The organism is Sorangium aterium, from assembly GCF_028368935.1.
Taxonomy (GTDB): domain Bacteria; phylum Myxococcota_A; class Polyangia; order Polyangiales; family Polyangiaceae; genus Sorangium; species Sorangium atrum.
In genome coordinates this window covers 265377-283837 of record NZ_JAQNDK010000006.1, presented here as the reverse complement: position 1 = coordinate 283837, position 18461 = coordinate 265377, and the positions used below count along the sequence as shown (strand labels likewise).

13 protein-coding genes are annotated in these 18461 nt (G+C 72.0%); 5 read left to right on the top strand and 8 right to left on the bottom strand.

Annotated features, from left to right (window positions below; genetic code table 11):
• Positions 1-96: 96 nt before the first annotated feature.
• Positions 97-1230: an amidohydrolase family protein gene (locus tag POL72_RS45125; RefSeq protein ID WP_272103103.1), complete on the top strand. Its 1134-nt coding sequence runs from the start codon at positions 97-99 to the stop codon at positions 1228-1230.
• A 117-nt stretch (positions 1231-1347) separates the two neighbouring features.
• Here POL72_RS45125 and POL72_RS45120 read toward each other — a convergent pair whose 3' ends face one another.
• Both POL72_RS45120 and POL72_RS45115 read right to left on the bottom strand, forming a co-directional pair.
• A complete protein-coding gene (locus POL72_RS45120; protein ID WP_272103102.1) occupies positions 1348-1839 on the bottom strand; it encodes a DUF6691 family protein in 492 nt (163 codons plus the stop codon).
• Entirely contained in the window at positions 1836-2279 is a 444-nt protein-coding gene (locus POL72_RS45115) for a YeeE/YedE family protein (protein ID WP_272103101.1), read from the bottom strand. Before POL72_RS45115 ends, POL72_RS45120 begins: the two co-directional genes overlap by 4 nt.
• Before the next feature lie 312 nt (positions 2280-2591).
• Between POL72_RS45115 and POL72_RS45110 the strand changes: the two genes are divergently transcribed.
• A complete protein-coding gene (locus POL72_RS45110; protein ID WP_272103100.1) occupies positions 2592-4397 on the top strand; it encodes a serine/threonine-protein kinase in 1806 nt (601 codons plus the stop codon).
• Positions 4398-4452: 55 nt separating this feature from the next.
• Positions 4453-7311, top strand: a complete 2859-nt coding sequence (locus POL72_RS45105) for a TonB-dependent receptor domain-containing protein (protein ID WP_272103099.1) — start codon at positions 4453-4455, stop codon at positions 7309-7311.
• Positions 7312-7529: 218 nt separating this feature from the next.
• Here POL72_RS45105 and POL72_RS45100 read toward each other — a convergent pair whose 3' ends face one another.
• A complete protein-coding gene (locus POL72_RS45100; RefSeq protein WP_272103098.1) occupies positions 7530-7955 on the bottom strand; it encodes a bleomycin resistance protein in 426 nt (141 codons plus the stop codon).
• Positions 7956-8422: 467 nt separating this feature from the next.
• On the opposite strand from POL72_RS45100, the gene POL72_RS45095 reads away from it, so the two are divergent.
• Entirely contained in the window at positions 8423-11650 is a 3228-nt protein-coding gene (locus POL72_RS45095; protein WP_272103097.1) for a Ca2+-dependent phosphoinositide-specific phospholipase C, read from the top strand.
• An 85-nt stretch (positions 11651-11735) separates the two neighbouring features.
• Here POL72_RS45095 and ribB read toward each other — a convergent pair whose 3' ends face one another.
• From ribB to POL72_RS45075, 4 genes are all read right to left on the bottom strand, one after another.
• Entirely contained in the window at positions 11736-12878 is a 1143-nt protein-coding gene (gene ribB, locus POL72_RS45090) for a 3,4-dihydroxy-2-butanone-4-phosphate synthase (protein ID WP_272103096.1), read from the bottom strand.
• A 14-nt stretch (positions 12879-12892) separates the two neighbouring features.
• Positions 12893-13831: an aldo/keto reductase gene (locus POL72_RS45085; RefSeq protein ID WP_272103095.1), complete on the bottom strand. Its 939-nt coding sequence runs from the start codon at positions 13829-13831 to the stop codon at positions 12893-12895.
• Positions 13832-13919: 88 nt separating this feature from the next.
• Positions 13920-14948, bottom strand: a complete 1029-nt coding sequence (locus POL72_RS45080; protein WP_272103094.1) for an ABC transporter substrate-binding protein — start codon at positions 14946-14948, stop codon at positions 13920-13922.
• A 453-nt stretch (positions 14949-15401) separates the two neighbouring features.
• Positions 15402-16643: a methyltransferase gene (locus tag POL72_RS45075; protein ID WP_272103093.1), complete on the bottom strand. Its 1242-nt coding sequence runs from the start codon at positions 16641-16643 to the stop codon at positions 15402-15404.
• Positions 16644-16933: 290 nt separating this feature from the next.
• On the opposite strand from POL72_RS45075, the gene POL72_RS45070 reads away from it, so the two are divergent.
• The gene (locus POL72_RS45070; protein ID WP_272103092.1) at positions 16934-17494 is read left to right on the top strand and encodes a pyridoxamine 5'-phosphate oxidase family protein; all 561 of its coding nucleotides are present in this window, start codon (positions 16934-16936) and stop codon (positions 17492-17494) included.
• Positions 17495-17496: 2 nt separating this feature from the next.
• Here POL72_RS45070 and POL72_RS45065 read toward each other — a convergent pair whose 3' ends face one another.
• The gene (locus POL72_RS45065) at positions 17497-18450 is read right to left on the bottom strand and encodes an MBL fold metallo-hydrolase (protein ID WP_272103091.1); all 954 of its coding nucleotides are present in this window, start codon (positions 18448-18450) and stop codon (positions 17497-17499) included.
• Between the last annotated feature and the right edge of the window lie 11 nt (positions 18451-18461).

Genomic DNA, 18461 nt, shown 5'->3' with positions numbered 1-18461 from the left:
ATCATGCCAATTCGGTGATCTGCCCCGAGGCGTTCCTCGCCGAGCGCGGCCTCCTGCGCGCTATGCTCGGTCATGCTCGCGTCCAGAGGTCACCTCATGTCCCGCGCGCATATCGCAGCGGTCCTCCTCGTTCTCCTCCTGCCAGCCGCGTGCGCTCACGGCCCGGCGCCGTCGCAGCCCGCCGACATCGCGGCGCTGCGGCTCGCGGACTGGCAGCCCACACCGCTTGTGGCGCTCGAGCGCACCGCGATCACCCACCTGGCCGTGCCCGCCATCGATGTCCACACGCACCTGCGCCGGGTCGTGGACGTGGCCGCCGAGGTCGCGCGCATGGACGCGTTTCACGTCGAGACCATCGTCAACCTCGATGGCTTCTCGGGCAAGCGCCTGGCGCGCGAGCTCGAGCGCTTCGACCGCGCATATCCAGGGCGCTTCCTGACCTTTGCCAACCTCGACCTCACGCTCGTGGGCGCGCCGGGGTGGGGCGAGCGCGTGGCCGCTCAGCTCGCGACCGACTTCGAGGCCGGGGCCAAGGGGCTCAAGATCTTCAAGGAGCTCGGGCTCACGGTGCGCACGCCCGAGGGCCGGCGCGTCGCGCTCGACAGCCCGGAGCTCGAGCCGGTCTGGCGCACGTGCGCGCGCTACCGCCGGCCCGTGCTCTGGCACGTGGCCGACCCGGCGGCGTTCTTCGTCCCGCTGGACGCGAAGAACGAGCGCTGGCACGAGCTGCGCGAGTTCCCGGGCTGGTCGTTCGCAGACCGGACGCGCTTTCCCACGCGCGCGCAGCTCTTCGAGGAGCGCAACCGCGTCCTCGAACGCCACCCCGACGTCACGTTCGTGGGCGCGCACATGGGCAGCTCGTCCGAAGACCTGAAGCAGCTCGCGGGCTGGCTCGATCGCTTCCCCAATTTCAACGTCGACATGTCGGCCAGCATCAGCGAGCTGGGCCGGCAGCCGCGCGCGGCACACCGCTTCTTCGTCCGCTACCAGGACCGCGTGCTCTTCGGCACCGACCTCAAGAGCGCAAAGACCGCAGGCTACGAGGTCTACGCGCGCTTCCTCGAGACCGAGGACGACTACTTCGACACCGAGGCAGCGAACGGCCGCCAGGGGTTCTGGAGGATCTACGGCATCCAGTTGCCCGCGCCCGCGCTGCGGAAGATCTACCGCGACAACGCCCGTCGCCTGCTCTGGCCCGCAGAGGCCGATCGGCCCGCGGCACGCCCGTGATGCTCGGCGCCGGGCGCAACATACGATGTTCCGTCCGGCGCGACACGCGATGTTCCGTCCGGCGTTCCGCGCGGTGTGCCTCGTTCCGCCCGTCACACGCGTTGTTTCACCTCCCGTTCATTCCATCGTCTGCTCGCTCGTTTCGCCCCTCCCCCTGGCCGTGGCGAAACGCTCGATCGCCATGCCGGCGGCCATCGCCGCGACGAACGCGAGGACGGCGCTCGATCCGGTCGCCAGCGAGACGAGCGCCGGCCCCGGGCAGTACCCGGCGAGACCCCAGCCGACACCGAAGAGCCCGGCACCGGCGACGAGGCGCGCGTCGATGTCGGCGCGCGTCGGGACGACCGCCCGATCGGCCAGGAGGGGAAACCTCGGCGCGCGAGCAAGGCCGGGCGCATCGGAGCCGCCCCCGCGCCGCCGCCGGCGAAGGACGCGGTAGGCCAGGAAGTGGACGGAGACCGCGCCGGCCATCACGAACGCGAGGCTCGGGTCCCAGTCGCCGGCCACGTCGAGGAAGGCGATGACCCTGGACGGCTGCGTCATGCCGGAGACGCCGAGCCCCACGGCGAACAGCAAGCCGGCCAGGAATGCGGCCGCGCCCTGCCTCATCGCGCCGCCCCGAGCAGGTGCCGGCTGAGGTACACCGTGATGGCCGCGGTCGCCATGAACGTCACCGTGGCGACGAGAGACCGGACCGAAAGGCGGCTAAGGCCGCAGACTCCATGGCCGCTCGTGCACCCGCTGCCGAGCCGCGCGCCGCACCCGACGAGCAAGCCGGCGACGATCACGAGGCCGAGCGAGCCGCCGCCCCCCGCCGGAGGGAAGGCGCGCGGGTGCGCGGCGACGAGCGCGAGACCGCCGAGGAGGAGGCCCCCGACGAACGCCGCACGCCAGGCGGTATCACCAGGCTTCCGGAAGAGGAGCCCTCCGAAGACGCCGCTGATGCCAGCGACCCTCCCGTTGAAGAGCAGGAGGAGAGACGCGCCCAGGCCGATGAGGACGCCGCCGAGGAGCGGGCCTATCGCGCCTATCGCAGTGAATTCATTCACGATGAGACCTCGCTGAGGAACCGGTGGCCAGCATAGCAATGCGCGTCATCCACGGAAGACGAACCACCACGCGGTGCGCAATGCCGGAGCCCGCTCGGCGTGTGTCGACCGGCCCCGCCGGCTCGCGCGCCCCTCGCCCCCGTCCACCGCCGCTCGCCGCGCAGCCGCTGCTGCCAGCGCGCGGCGCCACACCCCGCCACGATCGCCGCCCGACAGAGCGGGTGGGGCTGGAAGCGGGCGTATCGCACACGGCGCCGGCAGGCGGCCGAGATTCTGCCGGGTCCCAGAGGTGCTGGTGTATACTGACGGCCGATGGCCCACGCAGGCTCGGACGCGGCGGAACCGGCTTCATGGCGCAGGATTCCGCGCGTCGGGGATGTCGTCGGCGGCAAGTACCGCGTCGAGCGGGTGCTCGGACGCGGCGGCATGGGGATCGTCGTCGCGGCGCACCACCTCTCGCTGCGCCATCGCGTCGCGCTGAAGTTCCTGCTGCCCGAGGGGCGCACAACGCCCGGCGCCACGGAGCGATTCTTCCGAGAGGCGCAGGCCGCGGCGGCGATCGCCAGCGAGCACATCGCCCGCGTCATCGACGTGGGGCAGACCGACGACGATCTGCCCTATTTCGTGATGGAGTACCTGAATGGCATCGATCTGGAGGCGCTGCTCGAATCGCGGGGCCCGCTGCCCGTAGAGCACGCGGTCAGCTACGTGATCGAGGCCTGCGAGGCGCTCGCCGAGGCGCACTCGCTCGGGATCGTCCACCGCGACCTCAAGCCGGGCAACCTCTTCCTCGCGAGCCGCAAGGACGGCTCGACCCTGATCAAGGTGCTCGACTTCGGCATCTCGAAGGCGTCCGAGGAGGGCGTGCTCGGCTTGAACGCCCAGCTGACCGCATCCGCCGTGGTGCTCGGCTCTCCCCGCTACATGTCGCCGGAGCACATCCGCAGCACCCGGACGGTGGACGCCCGCAGCGACATCTGGGCGCTCGGCATGACGCTCTATCAGCTCCTGACAGGGCGGCTGCCGTTCGAGACCGAGTCCGTCTCGGCGCTGTTCGTCAGCATCGTGACCGACGTGCCCGTGCCGCCGCGCAGCCACCGGCCGGAGATCCCGCTCGCGCTCGAGTGGATCATCCTGATGTGCCTCGAGAAGGATCCGGCGCGCCGTCCCCAGACGATCGCCGAGCTGGCCACGCTGCTCGAGCCGCTCGGGTCGGAGTACGCGCGCCAGACGGTGGCGCGCATCCTGCGCAGGGCGATGGGGAACGAGGCCGTCGACGCGCCGCCTCCGCCGGATCGCCCGCGGGCCATCGACGAGGAAGCCGAGACCCTGACCGGGCCGATCGGCCCCACGCGTGGGTCCCGGCACAGCTTGAGCGAGCAGGCGAAGGAGCGCGCCCCCTCGATGCCGCCCACGCAGGCGTCCGTCGCTCCACCCGCCCTCGCGATGGCGGCCTCGCCCTCGATGCCGCCTGCGCGGGTGTCCGTCGTTCCTCTCACGCTCACCGCGACGGCCTCGCCGTCGGTGACGCCCGCGCGGGCGTCCGTCGCTCCTCTCACGCTCACGGCGGCGGCCTCGCCGTCGGTGCCGCCGGCGCAGACGTCGGCTGCCGGACCTCCCTCCGTGCACGCGTTGCCCCCGGACGAGTCGCTGGCGCCGACGGCGGCGCCGTCCAGGCGGGGCGAGCGCGTCGCCGCAGGGGATCCACAGGAGCGGCGCCGGCGAAGCATGGTCGCGCCCATCGCGGCGGCGGCGCTCGTCGCGCTCCTCGGGGGCATGGCGGCGACCGCGTGGCTCGGGCGCGGCGCGGCGCCGGCCGCGGGCGCGCCGCCTGCCGGCGAGGCGGCCTCGCAGGTCGCGCCGGCGCAGGGCGAGCCTTCTGCGCCCTCGAGCGAGGATCCCGGGCCCTCGTCCCTCCCGCCGTCCGAGGCCGCCTCGCCGCCCACGGCCGCGGCGGCCGCCGCGGCGAGCGGGTTCGCCACGGCCGGGGCCGCGCTCACGCCGCTCGGCTCGGCGAGGGCGGGCCGCCCGCGCGCGGTGCTCGCGCCCTCGTCGCCGTACCCGGCCAGCAGCGAGCCGGCGCCGACGAAGGCGACGCGCCTGCGCGAGCACCGCTAGCGGCATGCGTCGAGCGCCCTCGAGCACGCGCGCTCGCCGGTGGAGGCTCGCCGCGGTGCCCCTCCTCGCGGGCGCCCTGCTCCAGGCCCCCGCCGCCCGCGCCGACGGCGAGGGCCAGGCCGACGAGGCCGACCTCCACTTCGACCTGGGCCGCGATCTCTACAAGCAGGGGCGGTTCCAGGCCGCCCTCGAGCACTTCCTCGCGTCGAACCGGCTCGTGCCGAACCGCAACGTGGTCTTCAACATCGCGCTCACCTACGAGGAGCTGGGCCGCTTCGCCGACGCGCACCGGTACTACGACGACGCGCTCGAGGGCGAGACCGATCCGGAGGTCGTCGCCGAGCTCCAGGCCGCGCTCCAGCGGATCGCGCCGCGCGTGGCCGTGCTCCAGATCGTCACGTCGCCGCCGGGCGCCAGGATCTACGTCGATCGCAAGGACCTCGGCGCGCGCGGCACGGCGCCGCGCCGGCTCGCCATGTCCGAGGGGCGCTACCGGATCCTCGTCGAGCTCGCGGGCTACGAGCCCGTGGCCGTGGACGACGTCCCGGTGAAGCTCGGGCAGAGCAAGGAGGTCCTCATCGTGCTCCGCCGCATCGTCGGCACCGTGCGGGTGGACGTGCGCGGCGCGAGCGAGGCCACGGTGCACGTCGACCACGAGGGCGCGCCGCCCGCCTGCACCGCCCCGTGCGATCTCGATCTGCCGCCGGGCCGCCACGTGCTCCATTTCTCGCGCCCGGGCTTCGAGGCGGCGCCGCAGCCGCTGACGCTCGCCGCGCACGAGACGGTGCCGATCACGGCGACGCTCAGCCCGCTCACCGGCTCGATCCTCGTGCGCGCCGACGAGCCCGCCGCCCTCGTCGAGATCGACGGCCGCCCCATGGGCTTCACGCCGTCGGTGATCCAGGGCGTCCCCGTGGGCCGGCGCCGCGTCCGCGTCAGCCTGCGGGGCTTCACGCCCGTCGAGCGGACGATCGAGGTGGCGGCCGGCCAGCAGGCGGAGCTGCGCGACGTCACGCTGGCGCCGCTCCGGGAGGTGTCGTCGGCCTCACGCGTCCTCGAGCGCCTGGAGGACGCGCCCGCATCCATCAGCGTCATCGACCAGCAGGAGCTGCGCGCCTTCGGGTACCCGACCATCGCCGAGGCGCTGCGCGGCACGCGCGGCGTCTACCTCTCGAACGATCACGTGGTCTACTCGGCCGGGATCCGCGGGCTCGGCGAGCCGCTCGACTACGGCAACCGGCTGCTCGTCCTCTCCGACGGCCACTCGACGAACGACAACGTGCTGAACGCCTCGTTCGTGGGCTCCGACGCGCGCGACGACCTCCACGACGTGGATCACATCGAGGTCGTCCGCGGCCCTGGCTCGCTGCTCTACGGCACGGGCGCGCTCTCCGGCATCGTCAACCTCGTCCCGCGCGGGCGCGACGAGCCCACGGCCGCGCACGTGGCGGCCGGCACCTACTACGACGGCGTGGGCCACGCGCGCGCCGGGTTCCACTACAACGCCCGCAAGGACGCGGGCGTGCGGGCGAGCGTCACCGGGGCGCGCTCCGACGGGTTCGACGTCCCGGTGTCGCTGCGGGACCCCGGCGAGGGGCCGCGCGCGCAGATCGCCGAGCGCGCCGAGACGTTCCGGGCCGGCGGCACGTCCGGGCGCGCCTGGTACGGGCCGTTCACGGCGCAGTGGATGTACCACACGCGCGAGCAGCTCGTCCCGACCGGCTACGTGGGCACGCGGCTCAACGACCTCGGGACGAGCTACGAGGACGCGCACATGATGGCCGAGCTGCGCTTCGAGCCGCGGCTCGCGCCCGACCTGCAGCTCATGGCGCGCGCCCACGTGAACCGCTTCGTCTGGCGCGGCGTCTACGCGTTCGAGGAGGAGACGATCTTCGAGCAGCAGCACGGCACCTGGCTGGGCGGCGAGCTCAGGGCGGCGTGGACGCCGCTCCCCTGGCTGAGGGTCACCGGCGGCGGCGAGGTGCAGGCGCATCCCGAGGCGACGCTGGGCAGCGTTCTCGGGGACGGCCGCGTGACCACGAAGCCCGAGCCGTACCGCTTCGGCGCCGGTTACCTCATCCTCGACAGCTCGCCCGCCCCGTGGGTCCGCCTCTCGTGGGGCGCGCGCCTCGACGTCTACAGCACGTTCGCGCCGATCGTCGTGCCGCGCGCCGCGATCATCCTCCGGCCCGCGCCGGGAGGCGTCCTGAAGATCATGGCCGGGCGTGCCTTCCGCGCCCCGAGCATCTCCGAGCAGTTCTACACCGACGGCAAGACGCAGGTGCCCGCCGTCGACCCCGCCCGGGGCCTCGTGCTCAAGCCGGAGTCCATCGCTTCGGCCGAGATCGAGTACTCGCAGCGCCTCGGCGACGACTGGACCGCGCTCGGCGCCGTCCACGCGAGCAAGCTGTCAGCCCGGATCATCTCCGCCGAGGACAGGCCCGGGGTGCCCGGCGTGGTGCGCTACGTGAACAGCCGTCCAGACGCGTTCGTGGCGGGGGGTGACGTCGAGCTCCGCCGCGAGTGGCGGCAAGGCTGGATGCTCGCGGCGACGTACGGCTACCAGCGCGGCGAGCTCAGGCGCGGAGAGCGGCTGATCAACGCCCCGGAGCACCTGGCGTCGTTTCGCGGCGTCGTGCCCGTGGTGGAGCGGCTCGTCGCCGCCGGGCTCCGGGTCAACCTGGAGGCGCCCCGGCGCATCGCCCGCAGCTCGGCCGACGAGACCGCGGGCGCGATCGTCGCGGACCTCACGGTGTCCGGGGAGCTCCAGCGCTTCCACAGCCGCTATGTGATCGGCATCTACAACGCGATGGACACGCGGTACGACTATCCGGCCGCGGAGAGCTACCTCTCGACCACGAGCCGGCAGAACGGCAGGACGTTCCTCGCCGAGATCACCGTCAGCTATCCCTAGTTTCGCCCGCCAGGGGTCCAGCCAGGGATCCGGAGAGAGATTTCAACGCAAAGACGCGAAGGCGCAAAGACGCAAAAAAGAGCAGATTATTTGTATTTTGCGCCTTTGCGTCTTTGCGTCGAAATCTCTTCGTTCGCGCTACAGATCCCTGGTTGGACTTCTGACAGGCGGAGCCAGTTCGGTCGATCGGACTGGCGACCAGCGAGCACGGAGAGCGATCAAGAGCGCAGAGGGCGCTGGCCCAGGTCGGTGAAGAACCGCAGGAGATAGCCGTCAGGGTCGGCGACGACGAACTGGCGGTTGCCGAGCTCCGTATCGCCCTCACGGTACCATCGATCCTCGAAGGGGATCACGATCTGGAAGCCGCCTGCGCACACGCGCTCGTACAGCGAAGTGACGTCGGCGACCTCGATCTGAAAATTGACGCCGCGCCCGTAAGGATGCTCCAGCGGCGCGGTGCGGAACCTGCGGCCCGGCCCTGCCGCCTCCTGCAGCATCAGCTGCGCGCCCTCGAGGTCGATGAAAGCAAATCTCTCCTCGGGCCTCTCGAACCGCAGCGTGCAGCCGATGACGCCAACGTAGAAGCGGAGCGAGGCGCCGAGATCCGCCACGTCGAGCTCCGGGATGAGCTTCTGCCCGTTCATTCTCCTTCCCAAGCGAGATCGACCGATGGCTCGAGCCACGCCGCCGTTTGTCGCAGCGCGAGGAGCCGCATGCTGAGAGCGTACCGAACGCTCGGGCGGGGCTGCCAGTACCATCTCAGCAGCGACGGAGCTCCGCTCGCGCCCCAGCGGCGCGCTCGCCTCAGCTCTTCAGGGCGGAGGAGCCGGCGGGCGCTCCGGCGGATTCAACGTCCCGGCGGCGCTGAGCGACCCCCGCGCGGACCGCGCATTCTGGCCCACGATCCCGGGTACGGGCGTGCAGGTGCACGGTGGGGTGGACGCCCCCCCACGATCGACATCCCCCTGCCCTGAGCGCGAAACCGCCGGTCGCGATCTGCGTAGGTGCCGGTGCGTGGACGAGAAGAGCACGACGCGGCCCGCGCCTTTGGCCAGGCGCGGAGCGCCAACCACCTCTGCGACGATCGACACCAACGAACGAGGAACCCACCATGAAACGGACGCTCTCGCCCCCCCATCACTCCCTCCTGCTCCTCGCCGCCCTGGGCGGGCTCGCAGGCGCACCTGCGTGCGCGGCGCCTCCGGACGACGGAGAGGTAGACCGCGTACCGCTCGAGGAGAAGGTCGCCGGAGAGGCGGCGCAGGCGCTGGGCACGGGGTCTCCGCGATTCAACGAGGTCGTGAGGAAGGGGACCCACAACTCGTACTTCACGGCACGGTGGATCAACGAGGAGTTCGGCGCCAGCGGGGCGGCCATGCCGCTCCTCGATCAGCTCCTGCACGAGCACGTGCGCAGCATTGAACTCGACATCTCGCGAGATCACGACCTCGCCGGCCAGTTCGTGGTCCGGCACTCCTACAACCACCTCGATCCGTTGCTCGCGGGCGCGGTCGCCCCGCTCGCGGGCCTGCCGCCACCGTTCGATCCGCTTTTCGCGTTCACGGTGCCGCCGCTGCTCGACGACATCAGCCACAAGAACACGCAATGCACGCACCTCTTCGATTGCCTCCAGATCCTCCGCAAGTACGACTACGCCCTGCCGAGCCACGAGGCGACGGTCGTCCACCTCGAGTTCAAGGAGATGAACATCTTCACCCAGGCGCGGCGCATGTTCGACGCGAGCCACTCCGCCGCCGACCTCGACGCGACGCTGTGGGAGGGGCTCGGCACCCGCCTGTACACGCCGCGCGAGATGCTCTCCCGGCCAGGGTGCCAGGGGAAGACGATCCGGCAGTGCGTCAAGGACGCCGGCTGGCCGACGCTCGAGGAGCTGCGGGGGCGCTACCTCGTCACCGTCCACGCGAACTGGGGGGACAATTACTGGGACTGGCTCGATTATGCGTCGGGCGACATGATGACGCACGTCGCATTCCCGATGCGGGAGTTCTTCGCAAAGGACGCTTTGAGGCTGCCCGGCGACGTCCAGGCGAAGCTCCGCGTTTGTCCCGAGTACGACCCCTGGATCGAGATCAACGCCCAGTCGCTCGAGCTCAACAATGGCAACCCGAAGGTCGCGGACGTCGCCTGCGAGCCCTGGTACGCGGCCGCGATCGAGAGGGCGCGTGAGAGCTCGGTGTTCGCGGGGGTCTGGCTGGACTCGCTGGATCCCGTCGAGCGCACCGAACTGCTGAACGAGGGGGTCGTCCTGCGCTCCGACAGCGCGGCCACGACCGCCAGCACGGCAGCGCAGAACGAGCACGTCAGCGCGGGCTTCCGGCTCATCACGAACGATCAGCCGTGGGCGTTCGCTGGGGATGCGGGCAGCGCGCCCCTGCCCACGGACCCGGGGAACGCGGTCTTTCTGCCGTCGCCGCTCGGTCCGGATCCGGCAATCCGGGAGCCGGGGCAGCGCCTTTACCTCCACTTGACGGGCCTCCCGAGCCCGGCGGCGTACGCCGGCACGACGCTCCCGATGCGCGGATCGCCCACGCTCGATGCCTGGGAGGTCCAGCCCTCGACGACGCGCGGGCCTATCTCGCCCGAGTACGCCGCGAAGCTCGGCGGCCCGGGTACGCCGGCGCCGAACGCGGCCGTGCCCGGCGAAGGGTGCCTGTTCGCGGCGACGCCCGATCACGCGACCGAGGTCCGCCTCTGCCGCGATACGCGCGGCGAGGACGGCGCGCACGACGATCTGCTGCGCACCTGGCTGACGTTCACCGTCATCCGTCCCGGCCAGGCGCCGCAGACGACGCGCTGGCAGCTCCCGCATGGAACCTACGGCCGGTACCGTGGCGATCTCCTGCGGCTCCAGGTGACCCGCACGTCCCAGGGCGGCGTGGTGACCAGCACGGTGTTCCCGATGTCGGCGGGCGAGATCGGTGAGAGCGGCGTGCCCGCGTGGGAGCTCGCCGCCTTGCAGCTCGACTTCTCCGCGGATCTCTCCTTGCAGGGCATCTACGGGACGAACGACGTCGAGTTCGTGAAGCTGACGCGAAACGGCACGGAGGTCCCTGCGTCCATGCTCGCGACCCCCCACGCCGATCGGCTCGTGGATCTCTCGACACCGGCTTTCGGCGAGCCGAGGTGGAAGGGGACGAAGCTCGTGCTCTGGAATCAGTTCGGCAGCGCGTTCACCGGGGTGCACCGCGCCTTCGGCACGCGTGCGGGCCAGGGCCGCCACCTGTACACAACGGACCTCCACGAGGCGCGGACCGCGGGCGTCACGGCCGAGGCCGAGGGGTATTTCTTCCTGGCGCGCGATCCGGGCATGAGCGGCACGAGCGCGCTGCTCAGGGCGCGCATCGGGCCGAAAACGCTCCTCACGACGTCCCCCGACTGCCAGCTTGGCACCGAGGAGGCCGCGCGCATGTGCGCCGAGCGCGTGGGGTACATCGCGACATCGCAGCTCCCAGGCACGACCCCGCTGTACCGGCTGCACCGCAACGGCGGCAACTACTTCAACTCCGGCGATTACCTCTACACGATCTCGAGCGCGGAGCAATCGAGCGCGATAGCGCAGGGGTACAAGGACGAGGGGATCATCGGCTACGTGTGGACTGCCGGTACGCTCGACGGCCTGCCGGTCCACGCGACCTGCAACACGCTCGCGCCGCCCGACTTCTGCACGCCGCACGTGTTCAACGGCAGCAGCGCGCACCAGATCGACGAGGATTACATCGAGCCGCACGAGGCCGTCTGGTACGCGTTCCAGGTGCCGTCGGGCGGGATCGTCGAGTCCTACCTGAACATCGTGGGCCCCGAGGACGTGGATCTCGCGCTCTTCGCTGATCCCGCCGGATGGCCGGTCAGCAGCAGCAACGGCTACAGCAATGTCGAGCTCGTGCGGGCGAGCCTGCCGCCTGGGTCCTGGGCCTACCTGCGGGTGAAGAGCTACGCGTCGAGCACCGGCTACTACCGGCTGAGCCTCTCCGAGCCCGGCGCCGAGAGGGGGGAGTCGTCTCACCTCTGGCCGGGCAGCTATGGCTACCCCGCGCTCCAGCACCCTGCCCGCTTCCGCGTGGACGCGAACGAGGTCGATTACTACGCAGTGTCGAGCTGGAACGGAATCGGGCAGATCACTGTCGAATTCAACCACGCGGCGGGCGACATCGACGTGGCCCTCTACTCCTGGACGGGGGCCATCGTCGCCTCCAGCACCGGCGTGACGAACAGCGAGACGATCACCCTGCCCGCCGCGCTCGACGGCCCCCACTTCCTGAAGGTCTACGGCTATCTGGGGGCCGTGAACGACTACTCCCTGATCGTGACCCCCCGCTGAGCGACCCGGGGGCCGGCGCGAGCGCATCGCGCCAGCCCCGCACGGCGATCCGCAAGCCACGCCGAGCGCATCGCACCGGCCCGGGTCAGCTCTGCAGGGCGGGAGACCCCGAGAGGCCGTCCCCTGCCCGCCCGCGCCGCGGCGGCGGCGCGCCGTGGCCCGCCGCCTGCGCCACGGGCTCGCCCGTCTCGAGGTCGATCTCCTTCTTGGGCCCGTCGGGCCGGGGTGCCCTCGAGTCGAGGAGCGTCACCCGGCGATATCCGAGCGCCACGAGCTCGCGCGCAGCCACGGCGAGCTCGAGCCCGATCGTGACGTCCGCTCCCGCGGCTATCGGCTCGGCCGGCGGGGGCACATAGACTACCGCGCCGGCGCCGGCCGCCTCGATGTCTCGCAGGGCGTCGAACAGAGGGGCGTCGCCGAGGAGGTCCGAGACGAGCGCGGCGCGGTGGGTGTACACGAGGGCGGGGTCGCCGGCGTGCGCCGGCGCGCCGTGCGTCAGGAGGAGCAGCTGCCTCTCGCGACGTAGCGTGTACGTGTGCGCCCGCCACTCGCCGCTCGGGCTTCCTGCAGGCCGGAACGGGGCGCTCCGGACGCGCGCGGCGACGTCCTCGGACCGCACCCGGCAGCGGATGAGGTCATCGATGGAGACGAGCGGCAGCCCCTGTCGCGCCGCGAAGCGCGCGAGGTCCCGGCGGCGCGCCATCGTCCCGTCGTCATTCAGGATCTCGCAGATCACGGCGGCCGGCAGCGCCCCGGCGAGCCGCGCCAGGTCGACGGCGCCCTCGGTGTGCCCCTCGCGCTCGAACACCCCGTCCCGGCGCGCCCGCAGCGGGAACACGTGCCCTGGCGACACGACGTCTCGCGGCGACGCGTCCCGCGCGATCGCGGCCGCGACCGTGCGCGCCCGGTCGCGGGCGCTGATGCCGGTCGTGACGCCCTCGCGCGCCTCGATGCTCACCGTGAACGCCGTCGACCGGCGGGCGCCGGGCCGGGTCGCCATGAGCGGCAGCCCGAGGCGGTCCACCTGGTCCTCGGTGAGGGCGAGGCAGATCAGCCCCCGGCCGTGGGTCGCCATGAAATTGATGGTGGCCGGCGTCGCGTGCTCCGCCAGGACGACGAGATCTCCCTCGTCCTCGCGCGCCTCGTCGTCGACGAGGATCACCATACCGCCGGACTGGAGCTGCTCGACGGCAGCCTGAACACGCAACGTGGATGTCGAAACGGCCATGGATTCCTCTTCGCTCAGCGGGCCGGGAGCGGCGCCAGTCGATCGATCTCTTCCAGATCGGCCCCGGTCAGCCGGAAGCCCACGGCGGCGGCGTTCGCGCGCACCTGCTCCGGCGACGTCGCGCCGGCGATCACGGAGGCCACCGCAGGCCGGCTGGCGAGCCACGAGAAGGCCAGCTCCAGCAGCGTGTGGCCCCGGGACGCCGCGTAAGCGCCGAGCGCCGCGGCGGTCTGCCGGTTCCGCTCGGTCAGGAAGCGCGCGGAGAGCGCCGTGTCCTGCGACGAGAGCCGCGCGCCGACGGGCGCCGGGGCGTCGGGCCGGTACTTGCCGGAGAGCAGCCCGCTCGCCAGCGGGAAATAGGGCAGAAAGGCGATCCCCAGGCGCTTGCTGTCCGAGAGCACCTCGCGCTCGGGCTCGCGCTGGAGCAGGCTGTACTCGTTCTGGACGCTCACGAAGCGCGCTTGCCCCGGGCGGGCGGCCTCCTCGGCGACGCGGATCTGCGCGGCCGAGAAGTTGGAGCTGCCGATCTCGCGCACCTTGCCGGCGCGGACCAGCGCGTCGAGCGCCTCGAGCGTGTCCTCGATCGGCGTCTCGGGATCGGGGCGGTGCAGCTGGTACAGGTCGATCCAGTCGGTGCCCAGCCGGCGCAAGCTGTCCTCCACGGCGCGCTGGATGTACGCCGGCCGCGCGCCGCCCCTGCGCTCGTCGTCGAGCGGGACGCCGAACTTGGTCGCGATGATCACCGAGCTCCGCCGGCTCCCGAGTGCCTTGCCGAGCAGCTCCTCGCTCTTCGTGCCGCCGTAGACGTCCGCCGTGTCGAAGAAGTTGATGCCGACGTCGAGCGCCGCGCCGACGACCGCCGCCGTCCTTTGCTCGTCGATTCGACCGCCGAAGTTGTTGCACCCCAGGCCCACGACCGACACGTCGAGCGAGCCAATCCGCCTCTTCTCCATCAGGTCATTCCTTGCAGCAAGTTGGGTTCGAGCGAGTCGCCAGCGCTGGCGGCGCAGGCCGCGCGTCGCGGCCCGCGCCCGCGTGCCGTCAGCCCTTCGGCTTGCCGTTCGCGTCCCACTCCGCCCAGAAGCGCTCGAGCCCGGTGTCCTTCAGCGCCCGGTTGAGGAAGCGCCGATCGGTCCAGGGCTCGACCTCGAACGTGCTCCTGATCAGGCCGTACTTCTTCGAGTCGGCGACCGCCGACTTGTACCGGGCGATGGCGTACTCGTCGAGCAGCGGGCTGGCGTTCTGCTTCATGTCCTCGCCCTGCTGCGCTTCCTTGTAGTTTGCGAAGGGCGTGCCGGACTTCGACCAGAGCTGGAAGGCCTGCGTGCGGTTCTTCTCGTCCGAGACCCACGCCGCCGACTTCACCGCGAGCGTGATGATCTTCTGCACGACGTCGGGGTACTCGTTGATGAAGTCCTCCCGCGCGATGATGCCTGAATTGCTCGGGTAGGTAGGGGAATCCCCCTTGGTCGTGTAGACGATCTTCCCGATCCCCTGGTCGCGCAGCGAGAGGTAGTCCGTGCCGCCGAACACCGCGTCGATGTCCTTCGTGGCGATCGCCGCCTTCGCGGTGGAGGCATCCATGCTGATGGACCGGATATCCTTCTCGGTCAGCCCGTGGCCCTCGAGGATCCGGTTCGCGGACAGCTGCGAGGCCGTGCCCTTCTGGAAGGCCACCTTCTTGCCGCGCAGATCCTTGACGCCGGTGATCGGCGAATCGGCGGGCACCACCAGGTAGGCGTGTCCGCGCCGGCTGGCGCTGGCCAGGAGCCGCGTCTTGAGGCCGCTCGCCCGGCCGACCACGGAAGGCAGGTGACCGTGAGTCCAGATGTCGAGCAGGTTGTTCGCGACCGCCTCGTTCACGGCCGGGCCGGCGCCGCGGAAGAAGTTCCACTTCACCTCGATGCCGTCCTTCTTGAACTCCTCGGCCAGGGTCCCCTGGAGGTGCAAGAGGGAGAAGAAGCTTCCTCCGGTGACGGGGCGATTGCCCACGCCGACACCGGGCACCCCGACGCGGATCACGCTGGGCCCGGCGGCCCGGGCCCTGCCTGCGAGAAGCGCTACCGACACCGCTGCTGCGGCGCCTCCCAAGAACTGACGTCTTTGCATGGCGCCGTGATGTGCACCGTGCGTGCCATTCCATGAAACGCTTGGAATCAAGGGTCTGCCGCGCGGCACTGTTGCCAGGGAAGCACCCGATCCGCAGGGCTGCTGGCCCAGCGGTCACCACCGTGAACGTGGTCGTGGTCGTGAACGTGGTCGTGGTCGTGGTCGTGGCCGTGGTCGTGGCCGTGGCCGTGGTCGTGGTCGTCGACGACACGATCGTAGACGTGAACGTTCCGCCGGTACCTTGGTCGACGAGTGTCGCTGCCCCCGGCGACTTCCGGGGACGTTCACGTTCACGACAAGCCGTTGACGACCACGACCACGACCACGACCACGTTCACGACCACGTTGGTGACCGGGGGGGCGGGCTTGGGGCTCCACGGCACTCCCGCGCAACGGGTGAGCCGCGAGGCCGCTTCAGCCGCCGAGCCCTCCCGGCCGGGCGCTCGCGAAGATCGCGACGTTCCTCGGCGTCACCTCGGTCTCGAACACGAGGGCCGCCTCGACCTCGTGCCCTCGCTCGCCGAGGGCCATCGCGCGATCCAGCGCGACCGCGACCTCCGTGAGCCGGGCCAGGAGCGCGCGCGGCAGCGTGAGCCGGCGCATCTGGCCGAACGCCGCGCGCGCCGCGACCTCGCGCTCGCGGAGCTCGGCCTCGGTCGCCGGGCCGAGGCCCCGCAGGGCGAGCGCCCGGGCCGCGAGCTCGCGCAGCCCGCCGTGCGCGCGCCGCCGGTTGATCCCGCGCATCTCCTCGCCCAGGGCGACGTCGAGCCCGCGGCCGCGGAGCAGCGAGAGCAGCGCGTGCCGCCGCTCGCGCGCCAGGAGCTCCTCGTCGAGGCTGGCCTCGACCCCCGCGGGGCGCGCCGTCAGGTTGGTGAGCCCCAGCGCCTCGCGCTTCAGGACGAGCCCCGCCGCCCTGGCCGCGGCCGAGAGCGGGGCGCGGGCCGGCGCGCCGATCTTCTGCAGGCAGCACGAGACGAGCGCCAGGTCGCAGGGCGCCTCGGCCGCCGCCGTCGCCGTGCGGTCCCCGAGCTCGCCGCAGGCGTGCAGGCCCACCGCCAGGTCGTCCGGACCGAACGCCAGCGCCTGCTCGAAGGCGTCGAACGCCACGAAGCGCGCCCGGCCCCCGGCGGCCAGCGCGGAGGCGGTGGCCACGCGGTCGGGCTCGCGCTCCAGGCCGACCGCATCGCGGTCGAAGCGCGCGGCGGCCAGGCGGGTGAAGTGGCCGTGCCCCGCGCCCACGTCGACGAGGCGGCGGGCGCGGGCAGCCATGGGGGCCACGGCGCCGAGCAGGGCCTCCAGCTGGAGCCGCTTGCGCGCGGGCACCGCCCGCAGCTCGTCCAGCGACGCCGGCGGGAGCGGCTGGACAGGCCGCCGCGGCAGCCTGGCCGCCTCGTCCGCGGCGCGCGCCAGGGCCACGAGGCTCGGGGGCGGGCGCTCGAGGCCGTCGATGCACGCGGCGAGCCCCTCGGCCTCGCAGCGGGCGAGCTCGGCGTCGGAGAGCGACAGGAGGAAGCCCGTCCAGCCCCGCGCCTCGCACCAGGCCGGCGGCGCGCCCTCGTCGACCCGCGCTTCGACGATGTCGAGCGCCGGCACGAGCACCGCTAGGGCGCGCGCGAGGCGCTGGGCGACGGAGGGAGGGGTGGTCGATGGAGGCATGCGCGGCCCGGAGGCGGGGCGAGGACTACCGGATCCGCGCGCCGCCAGGAAGACGCCTCTGGCGCGTCGCCAGGGGAGATCGCCGAGGCCTGAGCTCGGCTCCGATCGAGATTTGCCTGTGCACGGAGCTGCCGCAGCAGGCGCTGGATCCCTCGGCTTTCCCCCTCCCCTCACCGCCGCGCCGCCCCTACACCACCGCGAGGCGCGGCACCACGCGGCGGCGCTGCGCCGTCGCGTAGAGAACCGCGCCCTCCAGCGCCCCGGCGCGTGCCCGCCGCCCACGAGGACCCATGGGACGAACCTTCTCCGAGCTGGACGACGACCTCATCGGCTTCCTCGCCGAGCAGCGCCTCTTCTTCGTGGCCTCCGCCCCCTCGGGCAGCGGCGGGCACGTCAACCTGTCGCCGAAGGGGCACGACACCTTCCGCGTGCTCGACCCGCGGACCGTGGCCTACCTCGACCTGACCGGCAGCGGCGTCGAGACCATCGCGCACCTGCGCGACAATGGCCGCATCACGCTGATGTTCTGCGCGTTCGACGGCCCGCCCCGCATCCTGCGCCTCCAGGGCCGCGGCGAGCCCGTCTTCCCCGGCGACCCGCGCTTCGGCGCGCTGGCGGACCTCTTCCCGCCGTTCCAGGGCGTCCGCTCGGTGATCCGCGTCGAGCTCGAGCGCGTCGCCACGTCGTGCGGCTACGCCGTGCCGCGCATGGCCTACGAGGGCGAGCGGGAGACGCTGTCGAAGTGGGCGGAGCGCAAGGGGCCGGAGGGCCTCTCGCGCTATCGGCTGGAGAAGAACACGACGAGCATCGACGGCCTGCCGGGCCTGCCGCCGCCGTCGGAGGACGCGTGATCTCAGAGCCTGCGGGTCTCGCCGACGTCGAGGATCCAGAGGCGCTCCATGTCGCCGCGGCCCTTCAGGAAGGCCTCGCGCGCGAGGACCGGCGGCTCGCCGATCGGCTCGTCGGTGAGCTTGTACGTGCCCCAGTGCATCGCGACGAAGGTGCGCGCGCCGAGCAGCTTGGACGCCTGCACGGCCTCTTCCGGGCCCATGTGCTGCGGCTCCATGAACCAGCGCGGGGCGTAGGCGCCGATGGGCAACATGGCCCAGTCGATGGATCCGCCGTTGCGCTCGCCGATCTCGGCGAAGCCGTCGAAGAAGCCGGTGTCGCCCGAGTGGTATGCGGTGCCCTCGGGGCCGCGGATCACGAAGCCGCCCCAGAGCGCCTCGTTCCTGTCCCAGGGCATGCGCATCGACCAGTGCCGCGCGGGCACGAGCGTGATCTCGACCTGGCCGACGTGGACAGACTGCCACCACGCGAGCTCGTCGATCGCGCCCGCGCCCAGCTTCGCGAGGAGCGCGCCGTTGCCCTGCGGCACCACGAAGCGGGGCCGGAGCGTCGAGCTCTTCTTGCCGAGCTTGCCCGGGTGCACGGCGTGCGCCGCGAGGATGCGCGAGAGCGTCGGCGTGTCCAGGTGATCGCGGTGGTTGTGTGTGATCAGCACCAGATCGATCTCGGTGAGGTCCTCGAGCGGGATGCCCGCCGGGGCGAGCCGCTTCGCGGTGCCGAGGCCCATCGCGAGGATGGGATCGATCAGGATGCGCAGGCCGCCCAGCACGAGCAGGAACGACGCGTGGCCGATCCACGTGAGCGAGGCGCGGCCGCTCTCGACGAGCGAGCGGTCGTACGTGCGGTGCGGCGTGACGAACCCGTCAGCGACGGCCTTCTCGCGGGCGCCGAGCTTCCACTTGAGGACGTCGGCCGCGCCGCGCGCGGGCGTGGTGGCGAGATGATCGAAGCGTCCCACGCAGGGCGGTA

What these genes read in the sequence shown, in the direction of transcription:
- POL72_RS45100 (WP_272103098.1), bottom strand. Translation starts at nt 7,955, where the DNA reads ATGAACGGGCAGAAGCTCATCCCGGAGCTCGACGTGGCGGATCTCGGC.
- POL72_RS45110 (WP_272103100.1), top strand. Translation starts at nt 2,592, where the DNA reads ATGGCCCACGCAGGCTCGGACGCGGCGGAACCGGCTTCATGGCGCAGG.
- POL72_RS45070 (WP_272103092.1), top strand. Translation starts at nt 16,934, where the DNA reads ATGGGACGAACCTTCTCCGAGCTGGACGACGACCTCATCGGCTTCCTC.
- POL72_RS45085 (WP_272103095.1), bottom strand. Translation starts at nt 13,831, where the DNA reads ATGGAGAAGAGGCGGATTGGCTCGCTCGACGTGTCGGTCGTGGGCCTG.
- ribB (WP_272103096.1), bottom strand. Translation starts at nt 12,878, where the DNA reads ATGGCCGTTTCGACATCCACGTTGCGTGTTCAGGCTGCCGTCGAGCAG.
- POL72_RS45095 (WP_272103097.1), top strand. Translation starts at nt 8,423, where the DNA reads ATGAAACGGACGCTCTCGCCCCCCCATCACTCCCTCCTGCTCCTCGCC.
- POL72_RS45075 (WP_272103093.1), bottom strand. Translation starts at nt 16,643, where the DNA reads ATGCCTCCATCGACCACCCCTCCCTCCGTCGCCCAGCGCCTCGCGCGC.
- POL72_RS45125 (WP_272103103.1), top strand. Translation starts at nt 97, where the DNA reads ATGTCCCGCGCGCATATCGCAGCGGTCCTCCTCGTTCTCCTCCTGCCA.
- POL72_RS45120 (WP_272103102.1), bottom strand. Translation starts at nt 1,839, where the DNA reads ATGAGGCAGGGCGCGGCCGCATTCCTGGCCGGCTTGCTGTTCGCCGTG.